27 protein-coding genes, 2 pseudogenes and 1 riboswitch are annotated in these 25,702 nt (G+C 40.1%); of the genes and pseudogenes, 24 read left to right on the plus strand and 5 right to left on the minus strand.

Features of this window, described 5'->3' with window-relative positions; translation table 11 throughout:
- Positions 1-10: 10 nt before the first annotated feature.
- From LG273_RS07240 to LG273_RS07255, 4 genes are all read left to right on the plus strand, one after another.
- A complete protein-coding gene (locus tag LG273_RS07240; protein ID WP_404458918.1) occupies positions 11-1,138 on the plus strand; it encodes an NAD(P)/FAD-dependent oxidoreductase in 1,128 nt (375 codons plus the stop codon).
- A gap of 24 nt (positions 1,139-1,162) precedes the next feature.
- Entirely contained in the window at positions 1,163-3,334 is a 2,172-nt protein-coding gene (locus LG273_RS07245; RefSeq protein WP_404458919.1) for a malate synthase G, read from the plus strand.
- Positions 3,335-3,350: 16 nt separating this feature from the next.
- Positions 3,351-4,109: a fumarylacetoacetate hydrolase family protein gene (locus LG273_RS07250; RefSeq protein WP_404458921.1), complete on the plus strand. Its 759-nt coding sequence runs from the start codon at positions 3,351-3,353 to the stop codon at positions 4,107-4,109.
- Between the two features lie 200 nt (positions 4,110-4,309).
- Positions 4,310-5,482: a hydroxymethylglutaryl-CoA synthase gene (locus LG273_RS07255; RefSeq protein ID WP_404458922.1), complete on the plus strand. Its 1,173-nt coding sequence runs from the start codon at positions 4,310-4,312 to the stop codon at positions 5,480-5,482.
- Between the two features lie 64 nt (positions 5,483-5,546).
- Here LG273_RS07255 and LG273_RS07260 read toward each other — a convergent pair whose 3' ends face one another.
- Positions 5,547-6,998 carry an aldehyde dehydrogenase family protein gene (locus LG273_RS07260; RefSeq protein WP_404458924.1) on the minus strand — a complete coding sequence of 484 codons (1,452 nt, stop codon included), beginning with the start codon at positions 6,996-6,998 and terminating at the stop codon, positions 5,547-5,549.
- A 154-nt stretch (positions 6,999-7,152) separates the two neighbouring features.
- Between LG273_RS07260 and LG273_RS07265 the strand changes: the two genes are divergently transcribed.
- The 7 genes and pseudogenes from LG273_RS07265 (at position 7,153) to LG273_RS07295 (ending at position 11,846) form a co-directional block, all read left to right on the plus strand.
- The gene (locus LG273_RS07265; RefSeq protein WP_379561268.1) at positions 7,153-7,797 is read left to right on the plus strand and encodes a YjbE family putative metal transport protein; all 645 of its coding nucleotides are present in this window, start codon (positions 7,153-7,155) and stop codon (positions 7,795-7,797) included.
- A gap of 39 nt (positions 7,798-7,836) precedes the next feature.
- On the plus strand, positions 7,837-8,340 hold the full coding sequence (locus LG273_RS07270) for a GNAT family N-acetyltransferase (RefSeq protein ID WP_379561269.1): 504 nt from the start codon (positions 7,837-7,839) through the stop codon (positions 8,338-8,340).
- A 16-nt stretch (positions 8,341-8,356) separates the two neighbouring features.
- Positions 8,357-9,220 carry a phosphotransferase family protein gene (locus LG273_RS07275; protein WP_404458927.1) on the plus strand — a complete coding sequence of 288 codons (864 nt, stop codon included), beginning with the start codon at positions 8,357-8,359 and terminating at the stop codon, positions 9,218-9,220.
- A 74-nt stretch (positions 9,221-9,294) separates the two neighbouring features.
- The gene (locus LG273_RS07280) at positions 9,295-9,639 is read left to right on the plus strand and encodes a DUF6176 family protein (RefSeq protein WP_379561272.1); all 345 of its coding nucleotides are present in this window, start codon (positions 9,295-9,297) and stop codon (positions 9,637-9,639) included.
- A 70-nt stretch (positions 9,640-9,709) separates the two neighbouring features.
- Entirely contained in the window at positions 9,710-10,456 is a 747-nt protein-coding gene (locus LG273_RS07285) for a sulfite exporter TauE/SafE family protein (RefSeq protein WP_404458929.1), read from the plus strand.
- A gap of 132 nt (positions 10,457-10,588) precedes the next feature.
- Entirely contained in the window at positions 10,589-11,083 is a 495-nt protein-coding gene (locus tag LG273_RS07290) for a DUF2243 domain-containing protein (protein ID WP_404458931.1), read from the plus strand.
- A 15-nt stretch (positions 11,084-11,098) separates the two neighbouring features.
- Positions 11,099-11,846: pseudogene (locus LG273_RS07295) on the plus strand (cytochrome c oxidase assembly protein).
- Here the strand turns inward: LG273_RS07295 and LG273_RS07300 are convergent.
- Positions 11,843-12,490 (minus strand): cupin domain-containing protein, encoded by a 648-nt coding sequence (locus LG273_RS07300; protein ID WP_404458933.1) that lies wholly within the window; start codon positions 12,488-12,490, stop codon positions 11,843-11,845. The pseudogene LG273_RS07295 and the gene LG273_RS07300 sit on opposite strands and share 4 nt — an antisense overlap.
- A 184-nt stretch (positions 12,491-12,674) precedes the next feature.
- On the opposite strand from LG273_RS07300, the gene LG273_RS07305 reads away from it, so the two are divergent.
- The 6 genes and pseudogenes from LG273_RS07305 (at position 12,675) to splB (ending at position 17,583) form a co-directional block, all read left to right on the plus strand.
- The gene (locus LG273_RS07305; RefSeq protein WP_379561278.1) at positions 12,675-12,890 is read left to right on the plus strand and encodes a hypothetical protein; all 216 of its coding nucleotides are present in this window, start codon (positions 12,675-12,677) and stop codon (positions 12,888-12,890) included.
- Between the two features lie 2 nt (positions 12,891-12,892).
- The gene (locus LG273_RS07310) at positions 12,893-13,210 is read left to right on the plus strand and encodes a YolD-like family protein (RefSeq protein ID WP_379561279.1); all 318 of its coding nucleotides are present in this window, start codon (positions 12,893-12,895) and stop codon (positions 13,208-13,210) included.
- A 67-nt stretch (positions 13,211-13,277) separates the two neighbouring features.
- On the plus strand, positions 13,278-14,063 hold the full coding sequence (locus LG273_RS07315; RefSeq protein ID WP_404458935.1) for an endonuclease/exonuclease/phosphatase family protein: 786 nt from the start codon (positions 13,278-13,280) through the stop codon (positions 14,061-14,063).
- Positions 14,064-14,366: 303 nt separating this feature from the next.
- Positions 14,367-15,182, plus strand: coding sequence for a ZIP family metal transporter (locus tag LG273_RS07320; protein WP_404458936.1), 816 nt, complete (start codon positions 14,367-14,369; stop codon positions 15,180-15,182).
- A 1,111-nt stretch (positions 15,183-16,293) separates the two neighbouring features.
- The gene (locus LG273_RS07325; protein ID WP_404458937.1) at positions 16,294-16,563 is read left to right on the plus strand and encodes a transcriptional regulator SplA domain-containing protein; all 270 of its coding nucleotides are present in this window, start codon (positions 16,294-16,296) and stop codon (positions 16,561-16,563) included.
- A gap of 40 nt (positions 16,564-16,603) precedes the next feature.
- A pseudogene (splB, locus tag LG273_RS07330) lies at positions 16,604-17,583 on the plus strand (spore photoproduct lyase).
- Between the two features lie 32 nt (positions 17,584-17,615).
- On the opposite strand, the gene LG273_RS07335 reads toward splB, so the two are convergent.
- Positions 17,616-18,008 (minus strand): TIGR02328 family protein, encoded by a 393-nt coding sequence (locus LG273_RS07335; RefSeq protein WP_379561284.1) that lies wholly within the window; start codon positions 18,006-18,008, stop codon positions 17,616-17,618.
- A gap of 83 nt (positions 18,009-18,091) precedes the next feature.
- Positions 18,092-18,613 (minus strand): hypothetical protein, encoded by a 522-nt coding sequence (locus LG273_RS07340; protein WP_404458938.1) that lies wholly within the window; start codon positions 18,611-18,613, stop codon positions 18,092-18,094.
- A 124-nt stretch (positions 18,614-18,737) separates the two neighbouring features.
- On the opposite strand from LG273_RS07340, the gene LG273_RS07345 reads away from it, so the two are divergent.
- From LG273_RS07345 to LG273_RS07360, 4 genes are all read left to right on the plus strand, one after another.
- Positions 18,738-19,394, plus strand: a complete 657-nt coding sequence (locus tag LG273_RS07345; RefSeq protein WP_404458939.1) for a DUF4396 domain-containing protein — start codon at positions 18,738-18,740, stop codon at positions 19,392-19,394.
- A 445-nt stretch (positions 19,395-19,839) separates the two neighbouring features.
- Positions 19,840-20,004, plus strand: coding sequence for a hypothetical protein (locus LG273_RS07350; RefSeq protein ID WP_404458940.1), 165 nt, complete (start codon positions 19,840-19,842; stop codon positions 20,002-20,004).
- A 41-nt stretch (positions 20,005-20,045) separates the two neighbouring features.
- Positions 20,046-20,903 (plus strand): ABC transporter ATP-binding protein, encoded by an 858-nt coding sequence (locus LG273_RS07355; RefSeq protein ID WP_404458941.1) that lies wholly within the window; start codon positions 20,046-20,048, stop codon positions 20,901-20,903.
- Positions 20,900-21,607: a hypothetical protein gene (locus LG273_RS07360; RefSeq protein ID WP_404458942.1), complete on the plus strand. Its 708-nt coding sequence runs from the start codon at positions 20,900-20,902 to the stop codon at positions 21,605-21,607. Before LG273_RS07355 ends, LG273_RS07360 begins: the two co-directional genes overlap by 4 nt.
- A 17-nt stretch (positions 21,608-21,624) precedes the next feature.
- Here the strand turns inward: LG273_RS07360 and LG273_RS07365 are convergent, their stop codons facing one another.
- Positions 21,625-22,413, minus strand: coding sequence for a carbon-nitrogen family hydrolase (locus LG273_RS07365; RefSeq protein WP_404458943.1), 789 nt, complete (start codon positions 22,411-22,413; stop codon positions 21,625-21,627).
- Between the two features lie 189 nt (positions 22,414-22,602).
- On the opposite strand from LG273_RS07365, the gene LG273_RS07370 reads away from it, so the two are divergent.
- The 3 genes from LG273_RS07370 to LG273_RS07380 all read left to right on the plus strand — a co-directional run bounded on the left by LG273_RS07370 (position 22,603) and on the right by LG273_RS07380 (position 25,686).
- Positions 22,603-23,775: a pyridoxal phosphate-dependent aminotransferase gene (locus LG273_RS07370; RefSeq protein ID WP_404458944.1), complete on the plus strand. Its 1,173-nt coding sequence runs from the start codon at positions 22,603-22,605 to the stop codon at positions 23,773-23,775.
- A 63-nt stretch (positions 23,776-23,838) separates the two neighbouring features.
- A riboswitch (SAM riboswitch) is annotated at positions 23,839-23,944 on the plus strand.
- A 76-nt stretch (positions 23,945-24,020) separates the two neighbouring features.
- Entirely contained in the window at positions 24,021-25,034 is a 1,014-nt protein-coding gene (locus LG273_RS07375) for a methionine ABC transporter ATP-binding protein (RefSeq protein ID WP_404458945.1), read from the plus strand.
- Positions 25,024-25,686, plus strand: coding sequence for a methionine ABC transporter permease (locus LG273_RS07380; protein ID WP_404458946.1), 663 nt, complete (start codon positions 25,024-25,026; stop codon positions 25,684-25,686). Before LG273_RS07375 ends, LG273_RS07380 begins: the two co-directional genes overlap by 11 nt.
- The last annotated feature ends 16 nt before the right edge of the window (positions 25,687-25,702 follow it).

Genomic DNA, 25,702 nt, shown 5'->3' on the forward strand with positions numbered 1-25,702 from the left:
AGGAAATTATATGAAAGTCGTCGTTGTAGGAACAGGAATTGTTGGGGCAAGTGCTGCTTACTATTTTGTGAAAAATGGTGTTGAGGTTGTGATGGTAGACAGAGCGGAAGACGGAAAAGCTACTTCTGCAGGAGCTGGAATTGTGTGCCCGTGGATCTCTAGTGTGGACGATCCAAATTGGTATCAAATTGCCAAACGCGGGGCAAGATTTTATCCAAACCTTATTCAACAATTAATAGAAGATGGAGAAACCGAAACGGGCTATAAAAAGGTCGGAGCATTGAGCGTTAGCACTGATCAAGCCAAATTAGATGAAATTGAGGAACGCGTTAAACAGAAAAAAATAGAAGCACCTGAAGTCGGGGATATTAGAAGGCTGAATAGCGAGGAAGCTCAAGCAATGTTTCCTGCCCTCTCTAATGAATTGGAGGCTGTCTATGTCTCAGGAGCAGCGCGTATTGATGGAAGTTATTTACGCGATGCCTTAAAACGTGCTTCTCAAAAACATGGTGCACGCTTAATTGAAGGGGAGGCAAGGCTAGTTACCTCAGAAAAAGCAATAACAGGTGTGGAAGTTAATGAGGAAACGATTTACGCCGACAAAGTATTAATTACAGCAGGTGCTTGGGCTCCAGAATTATTAAAACCACTCGGACTTGAACTGGACTTGGAGCCACAACGTGGACAAATTGCTCACATTAATCTGCCTGGCCAGGACACGTCGAATTGGCCTGTTGTTCTACCACATACAAGTCATTACATGTTAGCTTTTGATGATTTTCGTGTAGTTGCTGGGGCCACGAGAGAAACTGGTTCTGGATTTGATTATCGCTTAACAGCTGGTGGTGTGCATAACGTATTAGGAGCAGCTTTAGATGTAGCCCCTGGTCTAAATGAAGGAACTTTAAAAGAGGTACGTATTGGATTTCGCCCAATGGGTCCAGATATTCTTCCGTTAGTAGGTCAGGTTGACGCTATAGAAGGGCTTTTTATGGCGAATGGATTGGGAGCTTCTGGATTAACAATGGGGCCTTATGTCGGTACGTTGGCAGCAGGGTTAATGACAGGTGAAGAAGTAGAGTTAGATATGAACCCATACCAGCCGATGCGAGCTATTTCCGTTAAAGAAACTATTTGACTCATATAGGAGAGGCTAATCGAAATGACAAATTATAGAGTAATAGAATCCTTGCAGGTTGAAGATCGACTATACCACTTTTTAGAAGGTGTTTTAAAAGAAGTTAGTATAGACGCAAAAAAATTTTGGTATGACTTATCTTGTCTTGTCAGGGACCTTACACCAGAAAATAATGCTGTTCTTCGGGAAAGAGAACAATTACAGGCGGCGATTAACGAGTGGCATACGGAGAATCCGACCTTTAATCACGCCCAGTATAAAATGTTTCTTGAGAATATTGGATACTTAGAGCACGAGCCTAAAGATGTAACGATTACAACCAAAAACGTGGACAGTGAAGTGGTGTTAGCGGGACCGCAGCTGGTGGTTCCTGTTAACAATGCTCGCTATGCTATTAATGCTGCTAATGCGAGATGGGGTAGTCTTTATGATGCCCTGTATGGGACAGATGTAATTTCCGAAGCAGACGGCGCTGAAAAAGGTAGGGGCTATAATCCTGTACGAGGGAAGAAAGTGGTGGATTACGGACGAGATGTATTAGACCAATTTTTGCCTTTAGTACAGGGGAGCCACCATCATGTAACCGGATATATTATTAAAAATGACATGCTGAAATTTGTGCTGGAAGATGGTAATACCACATCTTTATCTGACGCAACACTTTTTCAAGGCTATAAGGGCGAGCAGTCCAATCCGAAAGTAATCCTGTTTAAACACAATGGCCTTCACATAGAAATTGTAAGGGATGAGAAGGATCCAATTGGGAGTCGTGATAAAGCACACGTAAAGGATATTTATCTAGAGGCGGCCCTTACTACCATTATGGATTGTGAAGATTCCGTGGCTGCGGTGGACGTAGAGGATAAGCTAGCTGTTTATCATAATTGGCTTGGACTTATGAAAAGTGACTTAACTGCCTCTTTTGAAAAAAACGGACAAATCGTTGAACGGCGATTGCAAGCTGATCGTGAATATATCGGGTTAGAGGGAAACCCTTTTACCCTAAAGGGCCGATCCTTAATGTTTGTGAGAAATGTTGGCCATTTGATGAAAACAGAGGCGATTTTAAATAAGGAAGGCTCACCAATATATGAAGGTATATTAGATACAGTTGTTACCAGCCTTATTGCTTTACATTCTATAAATGGTAAAGCGAAATACGCCAACTCACAGACAGGATCTATTTATATTGTGAAGCCTAAAATGCATGGTTCTAAGGAAGTAGCTTTTAGTAATAGATTGTTTAATCGTGTAGAAGACTTACTTGGACTGCCCAGACATACAATTAAGATTGGCGTAATGGATGAGGAAAGAAGGACTTCCCTAAATTTGAATGCCTGTATTGAACAAGTAAAAGACAGAATCGTATTTATAAACACGGGATTTCTTGATCGAACAGGGGATGAGATTCACTCATCAATGGTCGCTGGACCTGTGCAAAGAAAAAATGATATGAAGCATACTGCCTGGATTAAAGCCTATGAAGCTTCAAATGTGTCTGCTGCCCTTTCAAGTGGCTTTCAGCAAACTGCACAAATTGGTAAGGGCATGTGGGCAGCCCCAGATCGCATGAAAGCTATGGTCGAAGAAAAGGTTGCTCATCCACAAGCTGGTGCAACCACAGCTTGGGTTCCATCACCAACAGCAGCTACTCTCCATGCGCTTCATTACCACCAAGTAGATGTTACCGATGTTCAAAAACAACTGTTAACGGAAGAGACATCTTCCTATCGTGATGATCTTTTACAAATTCCGTTTTTAACGGGAGAGGTTTTATCTGAAGAAGCCGTTCAACAGGAATTAAACAATAATATACAAGGAATTCTAGGCTATGTTGTCCGGTGGATAAATCAAGGGATTGGTTGCTCTAAAGTACCTGACATTCACAATATTGGTTTGATGGAAGACCGTGCAACACTTCGAATATCTAGCCAGCATATTGCCAATTGGCTCCATCATGGGATATGTACCAAGGAACAGGTGTACAAGACGTTCGAGCGCATGGCGAAAGTGGTGGACCAGCAGAATCAATTAGACATTTCCTATGAACCAATGGCGAATAACAAAGAAAATTCGATAGCCTTTCAGACTGCATGCAAACTTGTTTTCGAAGGAGCAAAGCAGCCAAATGGGTATACAGAGCCGATTTTACATGAAGGCCGTAAAGAAAAAAAGCAGAAGATAGCTATCTACTAAACAAGGGATGAAAATTATGAAATTTATTCGTTACAGCCTTGATAATCAAGTGTTTCAAGGTATATTGGAAAATGACAGAATAACGCAAATATCAGGAGATCTTCTTAATATCTGGAATAAGACTGATGTAATTTACCAATTAAACGAAGTGAAGCTTCTTGCTCCAGTGCTGCCGAAACAGATAATAGGTATCGGCGCTAATTATGTAGCAATAGAAGAAGAACGCCCCATAGAGCCTGTACAGCACCCGGTGTTCTTTTTTAAACCAGTATCGTCTGTAATCGGGCCAACAGACAATATCGTGATACCTAAACAGGTGGATCAGGTAAAATTTGAGGCAGAACTGGCCGTGGTGATTGGAAAAGAAATCAAAAATCTACAAGCAGGAGATGATGTAGCGCCGTATATATTTGGACATACGGTTGCCAATGATGTCACAGCACCTGATCTTTTTCATTCGGATGGCCATTGGACGATTGGAAAAGCGTTTGATACATGCACACCACTTGGTCCAGTAATCGAAACAGACCTTGACTGGAGAAATGTTCGTATTGTAGCTAGCGTAGATGGGGTGAGAAAACAAGATAGCCCTACAGGATTTATGATTGTTAGCATTCCAGAGATGATTATTTACTTATCCCAAGTCATGACATTAAATCCAGGGGATATTTTATTAACGGGAAGCCCTGTGGGAGCGGAAATGGTCGGACCTGGTAGCGCTGTTGATTGTAGCATAAAGGAAGTCGGTACATTGCATAACAAAGTTATAAGCTAACTATTATAAAAGGCTTCCCATAGGGAGGCCTTTTGTCGTTAGAGACATTGTTACCGATTACAAAATGAGACGTCTTTCGTTGTTTTTCTTGCTTGTTTGTATTATGATTTACTATATTGGCTTGACCTAGAAGACTCTTTGTGAATAACATCACTTGGTTCTACAGTGCAAGCATGACGAAGTAGTAAAGGAGAAGGACATTGAAAATAGGTATTGATAAAATTGGCTTTTACGCACCACACTTATATGTAGATATGAATAAACTTGCGGTAGCAAGAGATGTAGAACCTGCGAAATTTACAATTGGAATTGGGCAGGAAGAAATGGCGGTTACTCCACTAACGCAGGACACTGTAACACTTGCAGCTAATGCCGCTTTGGAAATTTTAGATGAAAAAGATAAACAAGAGATCGATTTTGTTATTTTTGGAACAGAAACAGGCATTGACAGTTCAAAAGCAGCAGCGGTTTATGTGCATGACTTGCTTGGCATAAATCCAGATGCCCGTAGTGTTGAGATGAAACAGGCATGTTATGCAGCAACAGCAGCAATCCAAATGGCCAAAGGACATATTGCTTTAAATCCGGATAGCAAAGTATTGGTTCTTGCCTCAGACATTGCCAGATATGGCATCCGTACTGGTGGGGAGGCAACCCAGGGTGCGGGAGCTGTCGCTATGTTGATTAGTGCAGATCCGAAAATTCTCGCTCTTGAGGAAAAAAGTGCTTACCATACCAGTGATGTAATGGACTTCTGGCGCCCAACTTATACGGACAAAGCGCTAGTTGATGGAAAACTTTCTAATGAGAAATATATAGAATTTTTTGCGAAGATTTGGGAGCAATATAAAGAGAAAACAGGAGCCACTTTCTCTGACTTTGAAGCAATCTGTTTCCATCTCCCATACACAAAAATGGGACAAAAGGCATTGAAGCCACTTTTACCTGAGACAGATGAAGTAACTCAAGACAGACTGTTAGAAAATAATGAAGCAAGTAAAACCTATAATAAACGAATTGGTAATATTTATACCGGCTCACTCTATCTTAGTCTTCTATCTCTACTAGAAACAAAAGAAGATTTACAAGAAGGAGCAAGAATTGGGTTATTTAGTTATGGCTCTGGCGCAGTAGGAGAATTCTTTACAGGCATTCTCCAGCCTGGTTTCCAAAATGCATTGCAACCTGCTAGGCATAAAGAAATTCTAGATTCACGAAAAGAAATTTCAGTAGCTGAATATGAAGAGGAATTTGAAAGAAGACTTCCAACTGATGGCTCTAATTTAGAGCTAGAGAAGGAAGACGATCCATCAGCGATTTATTTAGCCGGGATCAAAGATCATATGCGACAGTATGTAAATAACAAAAGTTAATTTAATTAAATCCCACGATACAAATTCGTATCGTGGGATTTTTGCTCAAATAAGCACCTTAACACTAGAAAGGATACTCTCTATCTTCTGCTTGAACACTAACCCATTGTGTTGTAGTAAATTCTTCCATGATCCATTCACCGTTAAAACGGCCAATTCCAGATTGTTTTACACCGCCAAATGGCATATGGGGTTCATCGTTTACTGGCATATCATTTACATGGACCATGCCAGATTGAATTTTTCTTGCGACCTGTATGCCGCGGTAGCGGTCTTTTGTGAAGACAGAGCCACTAAGACCATATGGCGAATCATTGGCGATTTGGATAGCTTCTTCTTCACTTTTAGCACGCAGAAGGGAAGCAACAGGTCCAAATACTTCATCTTTCGCCGCAGCCATATCATTTGTAACCTCTGAAAAGATGACCGGATGGATGACATTTCCTTCTGTCTTAAACGCTGTATGGAGTTTGGCGCCTTGATCGATTGTTTTCTTGACAAGGTCTTCCACATGTTCTACTTGACCCTGATTAATAATCGGTCCAATCAGAACGTCATCTTGAGAGGGATCTCCTGCCTTCAATTTGCTGGCTATTTTGATGAATGATTCAACAAACTCATCATATATACTGTCGTGTACAATAATGCGATTTAGAGATAGACAGATTTGTCCTTGGTGAAGGAAGGATCCGAATACCGCAGCTTGAGCAGCTTTCTCAATATCTGCATCGTCCAGTACAACCATCACATTATTCCCACCAAGTTCAAGAGAGGTTTCTTTCAGATGTTTACTGGCAAGCTGTGCAATATGTGTCCCTACCTCTGTTGATCCGGTAAAGGAGATAAGTTTAGGAACTGGATGCTCGACAAATTCATCTCCAATTTCTGACCCGCGGCCTGCTACAACATGAATAACGCCATCTGGAAAGCCTGCTTCCTGTAGCAAGTCAGCTATTAATAATCCAGATGTTACGGGCGTATCAGAAGCTGGTTTAACAACAACTGTATTTCCTGTAGCAAGTGCTGGAGCAATTGTACGCATTGCTAAATGGAAAGGGAAGTTCCAAGGTCCGATGACTCCAATAACGCCTTTGGCTGTGCGGTAGGTGTAATTTTCTTTCCCTTCTGTATTAGAAGCCCCCGTTGTACCTTGCATTCTTGTTGGGAAAGAAGCTGATTCTTGTATGATTTGAATCGCGGATTGTAACTCTACCTCTGCTTTTACTTTACTGCTGCCGGCTTCTTTAATAAGCCATTCTACGATATGATCCTTATTCGCTTTAATCGTATCGATAAGTCGAAACAAATAATTTTGTTTTTCTGCTGGAGCTAACTTTTCCCACTTTGGTTGATAGGAAGCTGCAGCTTGGTATGCTTTTTCAAGATCGTCAGGGTTTGCAGATCGTATAATGCCTAGGGTTTCACCGTTATAGGGATTAGTGTTTTCTATATTTTTCTCCGAGGAGCCTGTTGTCCATTCGCCATCGATAAATATTTTTGTATATTGATTTTGCATAAAATAATCTATCTCCTTTCTTAATAGATATAACTATTTTCCCGAGTAGGATAGACTGCAAACATTTGGGAGACGAAGCGATTCTCTTTGTTAGGTCTGTCCATCTCACTAGAATCATAGGCTATTTATAGAAACAGTGGGAGGGAGATGGGCAATGGAAATTGTGGAGCCGTTATTAAAAATATTGCTTGTTAACATTATTTTAAGTGGTGATAATGCTGTTGTGATTGCGATGGCCAGTAGGAAGTTACCAGAGCATATGAAGCGAAAGGCTGTGATATGGGGAACGTTTGGAGCGGTAGCTTTTCGTATCCTTTTCGTATTTCTCGTTCTATTTCTATTAAAATTGCCATGGATTCATTTTATTGGTGGGGTGCTTCTCTTGTTTGTGGCGTATAAGTTATTAGTGGACAAGCCTGATAACCATCAGATAAAAGTAGGGAGTTCTTTACAAGAAGCCATTGCGATTATTATTTTTGCAGATATTTTAATGAGTTTGGACAATGTGCTGGCAATCGTAGCCATCTCGGATGGGCAATTTATGCTCATCATCATAGGTATTATCATTAGTATTCCAATTATTCTAGTAGCAAGCAATTTCATCATGAGGTTGATGGAGAAATATACAAGCATTGTGTATGGGGGAGCTGCATTACTAGCGTGGACAGCAGGAGGGATGATGGTAAAAGAAGAGCATGTGTCTCAATACTTGGAAGTAATACATGTATCAGAATCTATCTTTCTAGTTGCGCTTATTCTTTTATTATTACTCACAGGTGCAATTCGTCGAAAAATTTAGTTTCTGATAAAATAGAGAAACAAACAGGAGGTGTTTTCGGTGATTACTAGTGACAGACTCTGTTTCAGGCCCTATACAGAGGATGATCTGGAGTTCTATGTACGATTATGGGGCGATCCTAAGGTCGTGCGTTACATTGGCAAAGGAAAAACCAAAACGTACGAGCAGGCAAAAGAAAGCTTAGCACACTGGTTTTCCGAGTATGAACAAGGATTTGGCTTACAGGCACTTGTGCTTAAATCAGAAGACAAGCTAATTGGACATGCTGGGCTAGTGAGACAGAGCATTGAAGGGGAAGAAGAAATAGAAATTGGATATTGGCTGCTTCCAGAATATTGGGGGAAGGGATTGGCAAAAGAAGCTGCCCTTACACTGAGAGATTATGGGTTTAAAATAAGGGGCTTTAATAAGTTGATTGCATTGATTAATCCTAATCATCCTGCTTCCATTTTTGTTGCCAAAAAGGCTGGTCTGAGCTATGAGAAAACAGTAAAGCTTGCTGAAGGAGATACGTTGGTGTACGCGATCAGGGCAGATAAATAAGAAGGGAGGAAGTTAATTGTTAGAGCATCTATTAAAGAGATTCCGGTTACGGGTGCAATCCATTCATGAAGTAGAGGATTCTTTTAGCTCCACTGTATATCGATGTAGATTGCTTGGTGGAGAAGCGTTATATTTAAAGATACCGTACAATAAAATCAAATTTCAAAGAGAGTTAGAAGCATACGAAATTTTAGAAGACAGAGTCGCCACTCCAAAAATGCTGGATTATTGGGATGGGGATGAAGTGTGTGCTGGTGCTTTTTTATTATCTGAATTAAAAGGAAGCCCTTTAACAACTGAAGCATCATCAAATGTAGCTTTTCAGATTGGAGTGCTTCATGCATCGATGCACGACATTATGCCACCAGAGAATCGGGATCTATTCGGTATGAAAAATGAATTTCCGAATTGGTCGTCATTTATAGAAAACCAATTTTATAGTTTTGCAGAGGACGTTAAAGGAACGTTGGATGAACAGTTATACCATTTGGCGATTGAGAAATTTGAGAAGATGAAACAACAGCTTCCAAGCCCAGATGGTCCAAGCTTCATACATATGGATTTTCGCCCAGCTAATATTATTGTGAATAAAGGGAATGTTTCTGGAGTGCTCGATTTTGAAAGCGTGCGATTTGGTTCGACGGAGATTGATTTCACGAAACTGTATCGGGACTTTTTGGATGAAGATAGCAGGTTATCGAAAGCTTATCAAGAAGGGTATAAAAGTATTAGACCATTAATAGATTTAGAAGCTGTCCTGCCTTTTTACCGGTTTGCAGATGCTTTCAATAGTATCGGATGGTGCAACCGACGTGGTACTGAAAAAAATGTAGCGTTTCTTGAAGAAAATATGAAGAAATTAAGAGAGTTTGTACTGTAGCGTAAATGAATTTTACAACTGTCAGGAACGGTTAAATAGATATGGTACGATATATAGGAAGAGGGGGAGAGGAAATGAATATAGAGCTTACTCGGTTTCGTGTTAAGCAAGGTGCAAAGGCAAAAGTCGATGAATGGATGAACTTTCTTCGCGATCATATGCAAGACGTTTTACTTACATTAGAAGATGAAAAGATGTATGTAGAGACCATTCTTAGAGAAACCGTTGATGGTTGGGAATACTTGTACTGGTATTCCATCCAGGGAGAAGGTGGACAGGAAGTTGAGGAGTCTACCCATTGGATTGATAAAAAACATCTCGAATTCTGGGATTTATGCATCGATCCAGAATACAGGCCAGTTGACTTAAAAACGGAGGTCGTGATGATTCCTGAAAAGGTAAAAGCGAGTATGGTTTAAATAAGCTTATACATAATTAAACTTAAGGCATTACAATTAGTAGTAGGAATTGGAAACAGGGGGCAGCGAAATGTTTGAACTAACGTTGCTGGAATGGATACTAGTAATCTTTTGTGCACTTTGTATTGGTTTTTCAAAGTCTGGGTTGCCTAATTTAGTCATTCTGGTTGTTACATTAATTATGTTTGTCTTCCCGGCAAGAGATTCTGTCGGTATTATGTTGCCAATGCTCTTGGTGGGAGATCTATTTGCGATTATTTATTATCGTCGCAACGTAAAGTGGAATCATTTAAAGGGGCTTATCCCGTGGGTTCTAATTGGAATTGTTGCTGGCTATTTCGTTTTAGAACGGGTTAGTGATGAACAGCTTAAACCATTGATCGGAATTATTGTACTGGTTATGATCACGCTCCATTTTACGCGTGAAAAGTTCGGTACAAAATTTAATGCCATGCTGCCTAACTCACTTGGGTTCACGCTCTTAATGGGGATTCTTGGTGGTTTTACGACAATGGTAGGAAATGCTGCTGGGGCAATTATGACCATTTTTTTATTAGTGAAAGGACTCCCCAAAAAGGAATTTGTTGGCACAGGAGCCTGGTTCTTTCTATTTGTTAATTTAATTAAGGTTCCGTTCTATGTGCACCTGGATCTGATTACGTTGGATTCCCTTTCATTTAACGCATGGTTAGTGCCTGCTATTATTCTTGGAGCATTTATTGGTATTAAAGTTTTACCAATTATACCTCAAAAAATCTTTACCATACTTGTGCTTGTTTTAGCAGCGCTAGGTGGAATTAATTTGCTGGTGAATTAAAGCTTTTGGGGTATTGAAATCCGACTGATCGAATTTAAACAACTAAATTCGGTCAGGCGGGTTTTTCTATTTTGAATGATTAAAGCTTTACATGGGTATATAAATTAAATAGACATAAATGGAGGTGGTTTGATGGAAAACAATGTTCACACTCAAGGGATAGTAAAGTATGAGAACCGGAACATATTATCAGGTATTTTATTCGGCCTGGGCCTTGCTGCGTTTATTGATGAGACGGTATTTCATCAGTTATTGCGTTGGCACCATTTCTACGATAAATCTACCACAGATATTGGTTTAATTTCCGATGGGCTTTTCCATGCGTTTAGCTGGTTTGCTACGATTGGTGGCTTGTTTTTATTCGCTGATCTGAGAAGAAGAAATGCGCTTTGGTTAAAGCGCTGGTGGGGGAGTGTGTTACTTGGTGCAGGGGCATTTCAACTATATGATGGCATCATCCAACATAAATTAATGCGATTACATCAAATAAGGTATGTCGAAAATGTTTGGTTATATGATCTGTTATGGAATGCTATTGCTGTTATCATGATCGTGATTGGAAGTATTATTCTTTTACAGACAAGAAAAATTCTGCGTAAGCAAAAGGAGTTGAACTCCAATGCATAGTGGAATGCAGGGAGGTTGGACATTTATCGTTGGCATTTTATCTATTGGAGCTATCGCGGTCTATTTCCTTGCAGGCTTTTTATCCAATCGGAAAAGTCACTTGCAGCAATGGCCGACCTATCGCTACATACTTTGGGCTCTTGGCATTATAGCGGCTGCTTCCGCGTTAATTGGTCCTATTGCACAATGGGCACATACCAACTTTACTGCCCATATGCTGGGACACCTTTTGCTCGGAATGCTTTCACCGCTTTTGTTAGTTCTTGCTGCACCGATGACCCTTGCACTCCGGGCGCTGCCTGTTAGACAGGCACGGTTTTTAGCAAATTTGTTAAAAAGCAGTCCTGTAGCTTTCTTAAGTCATCCTATTACAGCTACCGTTTTGAATATCGGAGGACTTTGGGTGCTGTATACGACAGACTTATATCACATGATGCACCATTCCTTTTTCATTCATTTACTTGTGCATTTTCACGTATTTGCGGCAGGATTTTTATTTACAGCAGCAATGATTTATATGGATCCGATCCCTCATCGCTATTCGTATTTGTATCGCAGTATTGTTCTTATGCTTGCATCAGGAGGTCATGCAATTCTGTCTAAGTTTATCTATGCAAATCCCCCAAGCGGTGTCCCGTCCGACCAGGCGGAAGCTGGTGGAATGTTGATGTATTATGGTGGGGATGCAATCGATTTAGTGATCGTATTTATTCTTTTGTTACATTGGTATCGTGCATCCACACCACGAAGAGCTTTAGCTTAGAAATGATTTTGGCCTTGTGGGTAATAACCTCCATAGTATGCAGTACTGTCATTTCTAGTAGAGGTTTGCTTTTCGGAATGCGTCTCATATTCATCCAATCGATGCTGTTTACATTCGTCGGTCGGCCCGATAATAATTGTTTCATTGTGAAGGGGAGAGAAGGTTTTCTTTAATTGATCGGCATTCAGGCAATACGTATAAGCGAGTACCTCAACTGGTGTTTTGGTAAGAATGTCTGAGCCAAAAATATATTCAGGATAAGGGGCATCAAATATGGCCAGCAAATGGGTTTGGTTTGTCGTCGCTCTCTCCCAATGCCACCATCCTTGCGGTATATTAGCCACCTGTCCTGGCCGGATGGAAACCGTGCTTACCTCATTGGTGAATGGGTTGATGAACGAAACTTCCGCATTTCCAGAGATACAATAAACGAGTTCTGCAGCATTTTGGTGGTAGTGTGGCTCCACTACACGATCATCACTTAAGAAAATATCAAGCAGCGAGACATCACCAAGTGTGTTTAGCACATCTCTCCCTAATCGATTGATATAATTTTGTCTGTTCCTTGTAAACAGACGGTTTTTATTTAAGTCAGCAAAGTATGTGTTATTTTCACCTTTATAATCTAGGTATGACTCTCCCATGCCTTAACAGCCCCTTACAATATTTTTTTCCCTCCTATTGTATGATCCCGAGATGATAATGTGACAAACGCGGATTTTTATTTCCAAAACGCTTTTTCCAAAAATTTTCATGCATATTTTTTTGTGAATGTGGTAAAATAAGAACAGGAGTTCTCGAACAAACGTTCCGGAAAGGGTGTTCTTCATGAATGGTGTATTAAAGCGGTCGATGGAAACAAAGCAAAAGATTGTCGTGTTCTATATGGACGGAAATCAACAGGTCACACAGCGTTTTATTCGGGTGTTAAAAATGGATGAAAAGCGCGTTCTTGCTTATTGCTATTATCGAAAAAACGTACGCACCTTTAAAAGGGAAAACATCCTTTCAGCAGGAACAGTCAACAAGAAAGTGGGGGCTTAACCATGAGTGTCAATGACAGAGGTACGATAAAGTGGACAGCGATGATGCTACCAGAGCATATTGAGCTATTGAAAAAGATGTGGGCAGAGCAAGAGTTTAAGGAAAAACCAATGCTTTCCGAATATCAGATGGAAGAAATAAATTTGCAGCTACAGCTAGCATTGTCAAACGATTTAACGATTGAGTTAGAATATTTTAGAGACCATGATTACCACAAAATAAAAGGCAAGCTGCTTGGGGTGGATGTTTTAAATAAATTTGTGAAAATTAATGAGGAGTATCTACCGCTGGACCATTTGACTGGTGCCTGGATTGATTAAGGAGCGTTTTCTTTTGGTTATGAAAAAGCTATAATGATAGCATCATAGCGAAGGGGGAACGGAACAGATGCAAATTGCTATCATGAGCTATAACATTAGGTGTCTCACTAGCAAGGACAACTCGCCACATACTTGGGCTGAAAGATTACCGGAAGTCATTAAGATAATTAAGGAAAAAGACCCTGATTTTATTGGAATTCAAGAAGCAGTACCACAGCAAATGAGCGACCTGGAAGCATATCTTCCGGACTATCAGTGGATCGGAGAAGGAAGAGATGGTGGTGACAAGGGAGAGCGCTCCGCCATATTTTTCCGAAAAGCTGCCTTTAAAGTAATGGATACAGCTACATATTGGTTGTCTGAGACGCCGGAAAAACCTGGTTCAAAAAGCTGGGGAAGTGCTTGTCCACGAATTGTAACATGGGGAAAATTTCGGCACCTGGATACAGGGGAAGAGATGTATATTCTAAACACCCATTTTGATCATAAATCCGTTAAAGCACGAGAAAAGGCAGCAGCATTATTGGGAGAAACTGTTGGTTTAGATCCCGAACTCCCGATGGTATTGACAGGGGACTTTAACGCAAACCATGAAAGCATTCCATTTAACATTCTAAAGGACCATGGCTATGTAAACCTGTGGGAAACAGCGAAAACACGGAAAAATGAGAACCTAGGAACGCTAAACAATTTCCACGATCCTACTGGTGGAGGAGAAGCTTCACGAATTGATGGAATCCTGGCAAAAGGCACTGTTACGGCTCTTTCTATTGAAATCGTGAATACAAGGAATGGGGAGCAATTCCCGAGCGACCATTATCCGTTGTTTGCTGTATTGGAAGTTGGAGAATAGCCTGAATAAATTCATACTAAAACCAACAGAAAAATAATTCTCATCTAAATAAGCAGGCAGTCTACCTTAGTTTTAGTAGATGGCCTGCTTATTTTTGAATTATTTTGATAGCCGAATAGGGGTTGATTTTCCTGGGATATGAATAAGCCATTGTATTTTTCTATACTATTTTATATTCCAGAAAATATAAATGATGGATTAGGGCAATTTAGTTTACAAAAAGCAATAAACAGGAATAGTATGAAATTAGCATCATAAACTGACATCTAAATCAGGGATTTCAGCAGAGAGAGGAGCTCTAAAATGCTAGACTATTTCTTATCATTACATCCAGTTGTCCAAGCAGGGATTGCTACACTATTTACTTGGGGAATGACGGCGCTTGGAGCAGCCCTTGTATTTACAACAAAAAACTTCAATCAAAAATTAATGGATAGTATGCTCGGATTTGCGGGTGGGGTTATGATTGCAGCCAGCTTCTGGTCATTGCTCTCACCAGCGATTGATATGGCAAAAGAGAATGGCTCAACCTCCTGGATTCCAGCTGCAGTCGGGTTTATGCTCGGTGGCCTTTTTTTATGGGGAATTGATAAAGTTTTGCCACATTTACACCCTACCTCGCCGATGAGCGAAGCAGAAGGGTATCAGCCAAAAAGAAAAAAGCGTAGTACATTACTTGTATTGGCAATAACCATGCATAATATTCCAGAGGGACTGGCAGTTGGGGTAGCCTTTGGTGCGGTTGCTGCAGGGTTCCCCTCCGCCTCTATTACAGGTGCCATTGTATTGGCGATAGGGATTGGAATTCAGAATTTCCCTGAGGGGCTTGCAGTCTCCATGCCATTGAGAAGGGATGGCATGTCACGTCGTAAGAGCTTTATGTATGGGCAATTCTCTGGAATGGTAGAACCAATCGCCGGAATAATTGGTGCCATGGCAGTAACCTTTATTCAACCGTTATTGCCTTATGCACTAAGCTTCGCTGCAGGTGCGATGATTTTTGTAGTAGCAGAAGAAGTTATTCCAGGCTCACAGGAAGAGGGAAACAAAGACCTTGCTGTTATGAGTTTAATGATTGGCTTTACCATCATGATGATACTTGACGTGGCGCTTGGATAAGAAGTAAGTAAAAGGAGCTTGGCTAATCAAGCTCCTTTCGTTATAAATTGGTAGCAACTTCTCTATCTATTAGCTAGCGTATTCGCACCATACTCCATGAGCCCTCCTAATTACCTAATTGCCTGTATTTAGAAATTTTATCCTTTTACGCAGATACACAACAAGAAATATAATGGCGATAACATACAATGTTGCATCTATAATTCTGATTGTGGAGGTGTATTCAAAAAATGAGCCAGTCAAGAACCGGAGTAAACCAATAGCAACGAGATCAATTATCATAATCCATTTATAAAATTTGTAACTAATAATAACACCTCATTTTACAGCTACATGACCAGGTAATTGATACAAATTTAAAACATTAACTACCGTTATTTCATTCTAAACTTGTATGATTTCCATGCTTGTTTATAAATTTAAGATATAATAAACGAAATGAAAAATAGAACAATATAAGGTTTGCTAAAATACCTATATTCATACTCCAGCCTGTAATTCCGCCAGAGAATAGATTCGGTATAAGAAATGGCGTGCCATTATCAATATATATAGTGAAAATATGAAAAGGAAAACCATAGGAATAAGCATCTTTAGTTGTGTGGAGATGTTCTGGAGTCGATTCGGGAATTAATAACGTTAAGAATACAAGAAAAATAACGGAGGTCAACAGTAACTTTTGATTATATACTTTACTCCAACTCTTATGTTTATATAGCAAAAAAAGCACTATAAACACCCAGATTATTGCAATCCATCCGTAGCTCTCCGCATTCATACCGAAGCTTGAAAGTACAAGGTAGGTAACCCCCCCTAAAACCGTCAATAGTATAAAAAAAATAGATGTGAAACGGAATGATTCTAAAATTATTCTCACTTTTACTCCACCCCCTAATTATTGAAAAATTTCAAAAAAATAAGTTTGCTTTTATATTTTAACATATCTATCTCCTTCGGCTGTAGTTAGTTTAGATAAGTTTCATAACAATCGCAATTTCTTTTTTACTTTTCTTTAACCTGTTGAGAAAAAGGCTCTCTAATTCACATCCCCATTAAAAGTATTTCTCATATATTCCGCAAAACTACAAATACTACCTAGTAAAAAGGAAGAATGGGTGAAAAAATGCACACAAATGAATTCTATCAACCTGGAGAGGTTGTTTACATTATTATCCGAAATCCCCATGCACAAGACGTGGCACATGTCCAGCAGGCTGCTGTCGTTGAAAATCCAGAGCAAAATGGGGAGCTCGCCTTGTTTATCCACGAAAATTATTTTCCATTAACAGAAGAATTTGCTGTCTATAAAAGTGCAGAAGAAGCTGAGGAAGCATACCAGGTTGCTTTTGGTCTACCAGAAACAGAGGATTATTATGGTTAAGCCATTTGTCCCACAACTCGTTTACGTAGAACCACGAGCCATGGAATATCCACTTGCCAAAGAATTAATTGGTAAGTTTGAAAAGATGGATATTGAGATAAGGGAAACGACATCACATAACCAGATCCGAAATTTGCCTGGTGACAATCATTTTCAAAAATACCGAACAGCCAAATCAACACTGTGCTTGGCATTCGAAAAACATTAAAGTTTGATACATCAAAGCCGTCTGCTGAATATGCCATTCCCTTTGCGACAGGCTGTATGGGTCATTGCCACTATTGTTATCTGCAAACGACAATGGGAAGCAAGCCGTATATTCGCTCCTACGTAAACGTGGACGAAATTTTTGATGCAGCAGAAGAGTATATGCGGGAACGGGCGCCAGAGGCAACTCGTTTTGAAGCATCCTGTACTTCCGATATCGTGGGAATCGATCATTTAACCCACACATTGAAAAGAGCAATTGAATATTTTGGAAAGTCAGAGCATGGGAAGCTCCGTTTTGTTACGAAGTTTGCACATGTGGATCACTTGCTTGATGCAGAGCATAAGGGGAGAACACGCTTCCGTTTTAGTGTGAATGATGATTATATAATCAAATATTTTGAGCCAGGTACTTCTCGCTTGAAAGAGCGGATTGAAGCAGCAGTGAAAATTGCAGAAGCAGGTTATCCACTCGGTTTTATCGTTGCACCGATTTATTTACATGAGGGCTGGAAGGAAGGCTATAAAGAGATGTTTGAAAGGCTGGAAGCAGCTTTACCTGCTAAAGCAACAAAAGATTTGACCTTTGAATTAATTCAGCATCGCTTTACCAAGCCAGCTAAGCGCGTTATCCAGGAAAATTACCCAATGACAAAGCTTGAACTCGATGAATCAAAACGAAAATGGAAATGGGGACGCTACGGAATTGGTAAGTACGTCTACCAGAATGAGGAACAGGAAGACATTAAGGATACACTTGGTGGCTATATTAACAAGTACTTCCCTGATGCCAAAATTGAATACTTCACATAAAAAATGAAACCTGCCAATGATACTGGCGGGTTTCATTTTTTTCTTGGCAAATCAATACCCTTTTCGCTCAAGTTATCAAGACATTCCTGCAAATAGACAGAGGTATGCTCTGGATATAATGGGCGTTCTTGTTCGTCTACCTTCTCACTTCCATAAAGACTCTGTTTATCATGTGCTTCAGATATCTTTCCTCTGTAAAAAGGATCTTCCCATAAAGGATCCACCCGATATCCTCGTTGCTTCATCTCTCTCATAATTAGTTGATGGTAGACAAATAAACGATATGGGGAATAATCGAAAACATAATTTACTGTAGCGTGGGGTTTTCCCCAACCATTTCCTCTTAAAGCACAGCATTCACGATGTTGTCCAAGCAACTGCTGTCTAGGTAGGTTGGCAATTAGTTCTTCATGCCAAAGTCGCATGTTGGTTCCTCCTAGTGTGAAAATGAATACTTGTATTGTAACGATTGAAAGGAGGTATGGCAACTAGATTGGATATCAGCACTTCAAAGCGAAAACACAGATTTAAAATGATTATATGTCCGGAGCTGTTCCTCATTGGATGCACGGGGAACGAAGCTTGATCCTAAACGCTTCAGGAATTGCTCATAAAGCTCCATCAAAGTCAGCTGCTGCAAGGCCATCTTTATGTGGACATTTCGTACATTTTGGTTTTGCATCATCAAGGCGGAAGTGAAATTGGTATTTGCCATATTTTTGGATGATGTGTGTGCTTCTCTGGCAATCCACTGGTCATCCTGGCTAATTCCAAAATGGCCCATATTATTTTGCTGAAGTATGGCCATATTGATTGGACTGAGCTCTACATAGTTTGCGTGATAAGGATTAATCAATTCTAACATGACCCGGACATGGTCAGACATCGTCTGGTACTGTAAGGCAAGAATTTTTTTAAGGTCAGTACTTGTCGCCATTTCCTGATAGGCTTGTAATTTCCGTAGCATGCCTTCATGTGCTGTTAAATGATCGGACATGAGACCAAGATCTACTGTGGGTAAATGTTCCATAAGCTCACCTCTATAAAATAGGTTATTATCCTATACACTATGACGTGATGGAAGAAGTGGTTCAATTTTTTGTTTTGAAAAAAGACAAGGTTGGGTAGAGTCCATAGAGAAAGAGGTGAACATCATGTTAACAACAATAGCTTGGATTGCGTTATCCATTGGTATTATAAGTTCTGTCATCATAATAGTGGATCTTGTCAGGCATCCTCAACATATGAAAGTAATGAACATTGTATGGCCAATAAATGGTTGGTTTTTTGGCCCGTTCGCATTATGGAGTTACTTTAAATGGGGCCGTTTGCATGCGAAAGATTCAGAGCGAGAAGATAACCGAGGTACTCCTGCAAAGGTGTTTGTGTCAACAAGCCATTGTGCTGGTGGATGCACGGTAGGTGATGCCGCCGGAGTTCCTTTAGTAGCATTAACAGGTTTCACGATTATAGGGTCCACCTTATTCGCACATTATCTGGTGCAGTTTATCCTGGCATATTTAGTAGGTATAATCTTCCAATATTATGCAATCTATCCAATGAACAAAGATCTTGGTAAAAAAGGAGCACTTAAATCAGCAATTAAGGCAGACTCCGCAGCATTAATTGCATTTGAGGTTGGCATGTTTGGTTGGATGGCGATCGTCCATTATGTCCTTTTTGCTGTTCCGCCAAAGCCTGATACTGCTGTGTATTGGTTTATGATGCAAATTGCCATGATACTCGGCTTTTTAACAAGCTACCCAGCCAACTGGCTTCTTGTTAAAAAAGGAATAAAAGAAGTTATGTAGGGAAGTTGAGACATAACTAAATCATCTATGCTTAAATACGAATAATAGGCTTTAGCACCGCTTCGGCAGAACACTTCGCTTTCCACGGGCACGGCCTCGGGCCAACAGGATGTTGGTTACAAAGACGCTGCCACAGGACGTGGCGACCTAAGTCTTTGTTCCTTTTCCACTGCGGGGTCTTCGGACTCGTGCTGTTCCCGTTGGACAAGGAAAGCTGCGTCAGCGATGCATCGCACGCAGAAAATACGAATGATTTCTTAGGAGTCTCCGCGTTCTGCCTACGCTAAAATAAGAAAACCCGAACTAGGCAAACCTTTATTAATGGATTTGCAAGATAGTTCGGGATTTCATGTGTTAAGAGAACTTTTGTCCCAGCCTCTTTTAACATCAAGATGCAGGGATATTACATAATAAAATAGAAGTGTATAGAAGAGGAGGTAATCTCATGGAAATTATTTTTATGTTTATAGCGGCATTTATTGTTTTTCTCCTTGCTATTATAGCGATTTCTAGAAGTGCCATTTCTAGAGCAAGAGAACCAGCAAAGCAAACGGAAGAGAGAATTAATCAGCTTGAACAGCGTGTTAAGGAGCTTGAAGCAAAGAAATAAATGATTGGACTGGCTAAAATACATAGGAGAAAAAAATAAACATGATTGAATTAACAGGTGTAAACTTTAAAATAGGCAAGCAAACAATTATAAATAATATTTCCTTAAATATAAAGGTACAGGAATGTGTGGCAATTACTGGAGAGAACGGGTCGGGAAAGAGCGTTTTATTGAAGCTAATAGCAGGGCTAGCTTCTCCTACAAAAGGAATGGTGAGGAACCCCTTCACGCATTGTGGCTATGCTCCAGAAACGCCACCAAAGTCACTACATTTTACCGCACAAGAGTATTTAACGTATATGGGTAAGATTGCAGGAATGAACAAGCATCAGCTTGAAAAACGCATTTATACATTATTTAATCAATTTGATTTTGATTTTCAACAAGATTATATTCACAAACTATCAAAAGGTAATAAACAAAAAGTAAATCTTATGCAAAGTTTACTTAAGGAGCCGTCCGTTTTAATACTTGATGAACCGCTTTCCGGACTGGATCCTCAGTCACAGGAGAATTTTGTAAAGTATTTAAAAGAACTAAAAGATAAAGGAACCACCATTATATTTACGTGCCATGAAGAGCTTTTAAAGGATAGCTTAGCAGACCGGATTCTTATTGTGGCAGATAAACGGATAAAAGAGGGGCAATTAAGTCATAAAAGGCTTTACCGTTCGATCCAGTTTTCAGGGGATCATACTAAACTTTTCCCTGTTATTAAAAAGTCAGCAGGTGTTGAAACTGTCAAAAGGCTCCCAAGTGGAAGTTATGAGGTAATTGTAAAAGCAGAATATAGCGATATAGTTCTTTTGGAAATCCTTAAGATGGGTGGAAAGATAGAATTTCTTTCAAAACACCTTAACGAAAAAAATACTCAAACAGAAGGTCAGGTGGTATTGTGATAGCACTTGCGTCCTACCTGTTTAAAGATTACTTGAGGTCCTTCCTGTACGTGCCACCTGTAACCATATTCTTTCTCTGGACGTTTGTAGCGTATACTTATGTTCCTAATCCTGTTTTCAGCAGTTATGCCGTTTCTTGTGCAGTGCTTTATTTTATTACTGCCTGGATTACGGTTACCTTGATCAATAAAGAGGATACAACACAACTGCATATCACAACTGTACATGCAAGAAGTATTATAGCTGTGTTAATTGGCAAGCTGTTAGTTGTTCTTTTTGTTGTAAGCTGTCTTACCGTGCTGGCGGTCTTTTATCCCATTCTAATAGGTGCCTTCAATCGTTCTGTTACAATATGGGATGTTATGGTTGCGATCTTGGTACATGTACTTATTTCTCTTCTAAGTATTGCAGTTTCACTCTATTTCACAAAAATATGGAACAAAAGGACATTGAGCACATGGCTTTTACTTGTGTTAATCTTAGTGATTTCACTTGCAAAGGGTAGGATAGTAAATGGTCTTCCGGATAGCTTAAGCTTCATTAGTTGGATTATTCCTCCATCTTTTACAATTATGGAAATGCTCTCTGAGGATACCGTGCTTTTGAATGCCTCCTTGCTATTCAATACGCTATACATAGTAAGTTATGTCGTTTTTTTATTTGGTATTTTCTTTGTTCTACTACGCAAAAGAACGCCTCTCTAATGAGTGAGGCGTTCTTCCTACAATCTATAAATATCCGGACGGCGATCAGTGAAGATGGGAATCTGCTGGCGAACATCATCTACTTGCTGGATGTCGATTTCACTATATAGAATGGTCTCTTTGTCAGATGCATCCTCTATAATCTCGCCCCATGGTCCAATGATCATCGAATGGCCACCAAATGCATTGTTTGGATCAGATCCTACCCGGTTACATGCAACGACAAAGCATTGATTTTCGATGGCTCTGCTAATCAGTAAGGCTTTCCAGTGGTCTATCCGTTTTGCAGGCCACTCGGCAACAACATACAGAACTTTTGTATTATCCAGCATATGGGTTCTAATCCATTCCGGAAAACGAATATCGTAGCAAATTACCCCTGCTGATTTTATACCAGCTAATTCAAACGTGCCATTCTCATTACCTCCAACCAAATGCTTTTCTTCATCCATAAGTCGAAATAGATGAGCTTTCGCATATTCCTTTACAAGCTCACCATTAGCATCCAGTACAAGCATAGAATTTGTTACACCTTGGTCTGTTCGCTTGGCAACAGATCCTGCAACTAGATGCACCTTGTATTCCTTAGCTAGCTTGGAAAGAAAACTAATCGCTCGTTTTCCTTCATGATCAGCAATTTCATCAAGACGAGTCAGGTCATAGCCAGTTGTCCATAACTCGGGCAACACAACAACATCGACTTGTTTTTCTTTCAAATTTGCAAACATACTTTCTACCTTTTTTTCGTTAGCTGCCGGGTCACCGAAAACTATATCCATTTGAAATAAGGCAACAGATAATGTCATAAAAACAGCTCCTTTAAATTGCAAAGCTCGTAAGCTTTTTACGCTGTACGTTTATTATTGATGCTAATTATCCCATCGGCTTATTGCCCTGTCAATTTTCCACTATCTTTGTAATGCCGCTTTACAAACGGAATGAATTTGGCTAACATAGTTTATTAGAATTTCAGAATTGTTAGAGGTGAGGAAAACGTGAAAAACTTTCCAGTTTCAGATACATTAAAACGACTACCAGAGCAGTTTTTTGCTAATCTGGTAAATAAAGTACAAAAACTAAGCAGTGAAGGACATGACATTATTAATCTTGGGCAGGGAAACCCTGATTTACCGACACCTGACCATATTGTAGAAGAGTTAAAGACGGCAGCGGATAATCCTGCCTACCACAAGTACTCTCCTTTTACAGGTCATCCGTTTCTTAAAGAAGCGGTAGCCAATTTTTACAAACGAGAGTACGATGTAGACATTGACCCTGAAACAGAGGTAGCAATACTGTTTGGTGCAAAGACAGGATTGGTAGAAATTAGTCAATGCTTACTAAACCAAGGAGATACTGCACTGTTACCGGATCCAGGATATCCAGATTATATGTCAGGAATTGCGATGGCCAATGCAAATCCAGTATTTATGCCATTACTTGAAGAAAATGGCTTTTTACCTGATTATAATGAACTACATAAAGCAGACCTCGATGCAGCCAAACTATTATTTTTGAACTACCCAAATAATCCGACAGCAGGGACTGCAACAAAGCAGTTTTTTGATGAAACAATTGAACTGGCTAAACAGCACAATATCTGTGTCGTGCATGATTTTGCTTATGGAGCAATTGGTTTTGATGGACATAAACCGCAGAGCTTTATGCAGTCTGCTGGCGCAAAAGATATTGGCGTTGAAATGTATACTTTATCTAAAACGTATAATATGGCTGGCTGGCGTGTAGGATTTGCAGTTGGAAATCCTTCAGTCATTAAAAGTCTAAATTTGATCCAGGATCACTTGTATGTCAGCTTGTTTGGAGCTGTGCAACAGGCGGCACAAGAGGCTTTGCTCGGGGATCAAACTGCTGTAGAGGAGCTTGTAGCTACATATGAAAAAAGAAGAGATGTGTTCATAGAAAAGCTTCGGGAAATTGGCTGGGAGGTACCTGCTCCTAAAGGTACATTCTTTGCCTGGCTACCAGTCCCAGAAGGTTTTACCTCTGAACAGTTTGCTGATTTGCTATTAGAGAAAGCGCATGTTGTAGTAGCTCCTGGTAACGGGTTTGGCGAATCTGGTGAAGGCTTTGTCCGTGCTGGCTTACTAGCTAGTGAAAAAAGGCTTGCAGAGGCAGCAGCTCGGATTGGCAAACTCGGAATTTTTTAAACTAGTTCTTGACAAACTAGGACTTGAGGATTATGATAGTTTTTATCCTAACAATTTGAATATTTCTTATCTAGAGTGACGGAGGGAAAGGCCCGTTGATGTCACAGCAACCTTCCATTTAGGAGTGGTGCTACTTCCTGCAGAATGAATTCATTCTGGAAGATAAGTGTGAGATACTTGTAATCGACACCCTCTTTCATAATGAAAGAGGGTTTTTTGATGGTGTCAGAATTGGAGTGTGCAATATGATAAAAGTTGAAAATGTAAGTAAAGTGTATAACACGAAATCAGGGAAAGTAGTTGGGGTGGACGATGTATCACTGGAAGTTCCAAAAGGAGATATCTATGGCATTGTCGGGTACAGTGGTGCTGGGAAAAGTAGCTTGATCCGTTGTATGAACATATTAGAGCGTCCTACATCCGGAAAAATAGTAGTGGACGGAGTTGATTTATTACAACTTAGCTCGAAAAAACTTCGCGAGGCTCGGCAATCCATCGGGATGATCTTCCAAGGTTTTTACCTTGCTTCAGCCAAGACTGTGTTTGACAATGTCGCATTTGCATTAAAAGCAGCTGGTGTGGCTACTACACAAAGAAAAGAGCGGGTTATGGAACTCCTTGATTTGGTTGGGTTATCGGATAAAGCGAGTCATTACCCTGCACAATTAAGTGGCGGGCAAAAGCAGCGAGTGAGCATAGCCAGGGCACTTGCCAACAATCCAAAAGTGCTGCTTTGTGATGAAGCAACTTCTGCACTGGATCCAAGCACAACAAAATCGATTCTAAAGTTACTGAAAAAAATTAACCAGGAGTTCGGCATTACCATTGTTTTAATAACACATGAAATGGAAGTGGTTAAAGAGATTTGTGACACTTGTGCGGTGATGCAGGATGGAAGAATTATTGAGCAAGGACCTTCTTATGATATTTTTGCTAACCCGAAAGAAGAGCTTACAAAGCAATTTATCGATACAATCTTAAACTTTGATTTACCAGCTAAACTACTGGAAGCTTGTAAAGGAACAATCCTTCAACTCCAGTTTCGCGGTGATTTAGCAAGTGACCCAGTTGTATCAGACATGCTTCAGAAGTTTAAAGTTAGTGCGAATATACTTCACGGGAAAGTGGAGTACATAAAAGAAACGCCTCTAGGCATTTTTATTATGGAATTACTTGGGGATCCGGAAGAAGTAGCGGCAGCGAAACTTTATTTAGAAGAGCGGTTAAAGCAAGTGGAGGTGATCCAGCATGCTCGATAGAATAATAGAGATTCTTCCAGAACTAAACACTGCATTTTTTGAAACATTATTAATGGTTGGTATTGGCTTACTTGTCGCCCTTATCATTGGACTCCCGATCGGTATTTTACTATATGTAACAGATAAAGGACTATTTTGGGAAAACCGAATCGCTAAAGGAACGATCGGTATTTTGGTCAATTTAGTTCGCTCCATTCCATTTATTATATTGCTAGTCTTTCTATTTCCTTTTACAGATCTTGTAGTGGGGCGTATAACAGGACCACTTGCAGCATCGGTTTCACTATCAGTTGCAGCTATCCCATTCTATGCCCGAATTGTGGAGTCTGCTGCAAGAGAGATTGACAAAGGGGTTATAGAAGCAGCAATTGCTGTAGGGGCTTCACCGTGGTTAATTATTAAGGACATTATTCTTCCTGAAACGAAGCCAGGACTTATTAGCGGGTTAACCATCACAGCAATCAGTCTTATCGGGTATTCTGCAATGGCCGGAACAATTGGTGGCGGCGGTATAGGGGATTTAGCCATCCGCTATGGTTACTACCGTTATGACGACACGGTTATGATTACAACTGTTATTGTACTAATTGTTTTAGTACAGCTCATTCAATATCTTGGTGACTTTATCGCCAAAACGGTAAACAAAAAATAAAAAACACATATTGGAG

It is taken from the genome of Oceanobacillus kapialis (assembly GCF_044790185.1).
Classification (GTDB): domain Bacteria; phylum Bacillota; class Bacilli; order Bacillales; family Amphibacillaceae; genus Oceanobacillus_B; species Oceanobacillus_B kapialis.

Coding starts and splice junctions, on each gene's coding strand:
- LG273_RS07340 (WP_404458938.1), bottom strand. CDS start 18,613: ATGGAACATTTACCCACAGTAGATCTTGGTCTCATGTCCGATCATTTA.
- LG273_RS07250 (WP_404458921.1), top strand. CDS start 3,351: ATGAAATTTATTCGTTACAGCCTTGATAATCAAGTGTTTCAAGGTATA.
- LG273_RS07345 (WP_404458939.1), top strand. CDS start 18,738: ATGTTAACAACAATAGCTTGGATTGCGTTATCCATTGGTATTATAAGT.
- LG273_RS07245 (WP_404458919.1), top strand. CDS start 1,163: ATGACAAATTATAGAGTAATAGAATCCTTGCAGGTTGAAGATCGACTA.
- LG273_RS07315 (WP_404458935.1), top strand. CDS start 13,278: ATGCAAATTGCTATCATGAGCTATAACATTAGGTGTCTCACTAGCAAG.
- LG273_RS07320 (WP_404458936.1), top strand. CDS start 14,367: ATGCTAGACTATTTCTTATCATTACATCCAGTTGTCCAAGCAGGGATT.
- LG273_RS07310 (WP_379561279.1), top strand. CDS start 12,893: ATGAGTGTCAATGACAGAGGTACGATAAAGTGGACAGCGATGATGCTA.
- LG273_RS07350 (WP_404458940.1), top strand. CDS start 19,840: ATGGAAATTATTTTTATGTTTATAGCGGCATTTATTGTTTTTCTCCTT.
- LG273_RS07240 (WP_404458918.1), top strand. CDS start 11: ATGAAAGTCGTCGTTGTAGGAACAGGAATTGTTGGGGCAAGTGCTGCT.
- LG273_RS07305 (WP_379561278.1), top strand. CDS start 12,675: ATGAATGGTGTATTAAAGCGGTCGATGGAAACAAAGCAAAAGATTGTC.
- LG273_RS07290 (WP_404458931.1), top strand. CDS start 10,589: ATGGAAAACAATGTTCACACTCAAGGGATAGTAAAGTATGAGAACCGG.
- LG273_RS07335 (WP_379561284.1), bottom strand. CDS start 18,008: ATGCGACTTTGGCATGAAGAACTAATTGCCAACCTACCTAGACAGCAG.
- LG273_RS07280 (WP_379561272.1), top strand. CDS start 9,295: ATGAATATAGAGCTTACTCGGTTTCGTGTTAAGCAAGGTGCAAAGGCA.
- LG273_RS07355 (WP_404458941.1), top strand. CDS start 20,046: ATGATTGAATTAACAGGTGTAAACTTTAAAATAGGCAAGCAAACAATT.
- LG273_RS07265 (WP_379561268.1), top strand. CDS start 7,153: ATGGAAATTGTGGAGCCGTTATTAAAAATATTGCTTGTTAACATTATT.
- LG273_RS07260 (WP_404458924.1), bottom strand. CDS start 6,998: ATGCAAAATCAATATACAAAAATATTTATCGATGGCGAATGGACAACA.
- LG273_RS07380 (WP_404458946.1), top strand. CDS start 25,024: ATGCTCGATAGAATAATAGAGATTCTTCCAGAACTAAACACTGCATTT.
- LG273_RS07365 (WP_404458943.1), bottom strand. CDS start 22,413: ATGACATTATCTGTTGCCTTATTTCAAATGGATATAGTTTTCGGTGAC.
- LG273_RS07300 (WP_404458933.1), bottom strand. CDS start 12,490: ATGGGAGAGTCATACCTAGATTATAAAGGTGAAAATAACACATACTTT.
- LG273_RS07285 (WP_404458929.1), top strand. CDS start 9,710: ATGTTTGAACTAACGTTGCTGGAATGGATACTAGTAATCTTTTGTGCA.
- LG273_RS07325 (WP_404458937.1), top strand. CDS start 16,294: ATGGGTGAAAAAATGCACACAAATGAATTCTATCAACCTGGAGAGGTT.
- LG273_RS07375 (WP_404458945.1), top strand. CDS start 24,021: ATGATAAAAGTTGAAAATGTAAGTAAAGTGTATAACACGAAATCAGGG.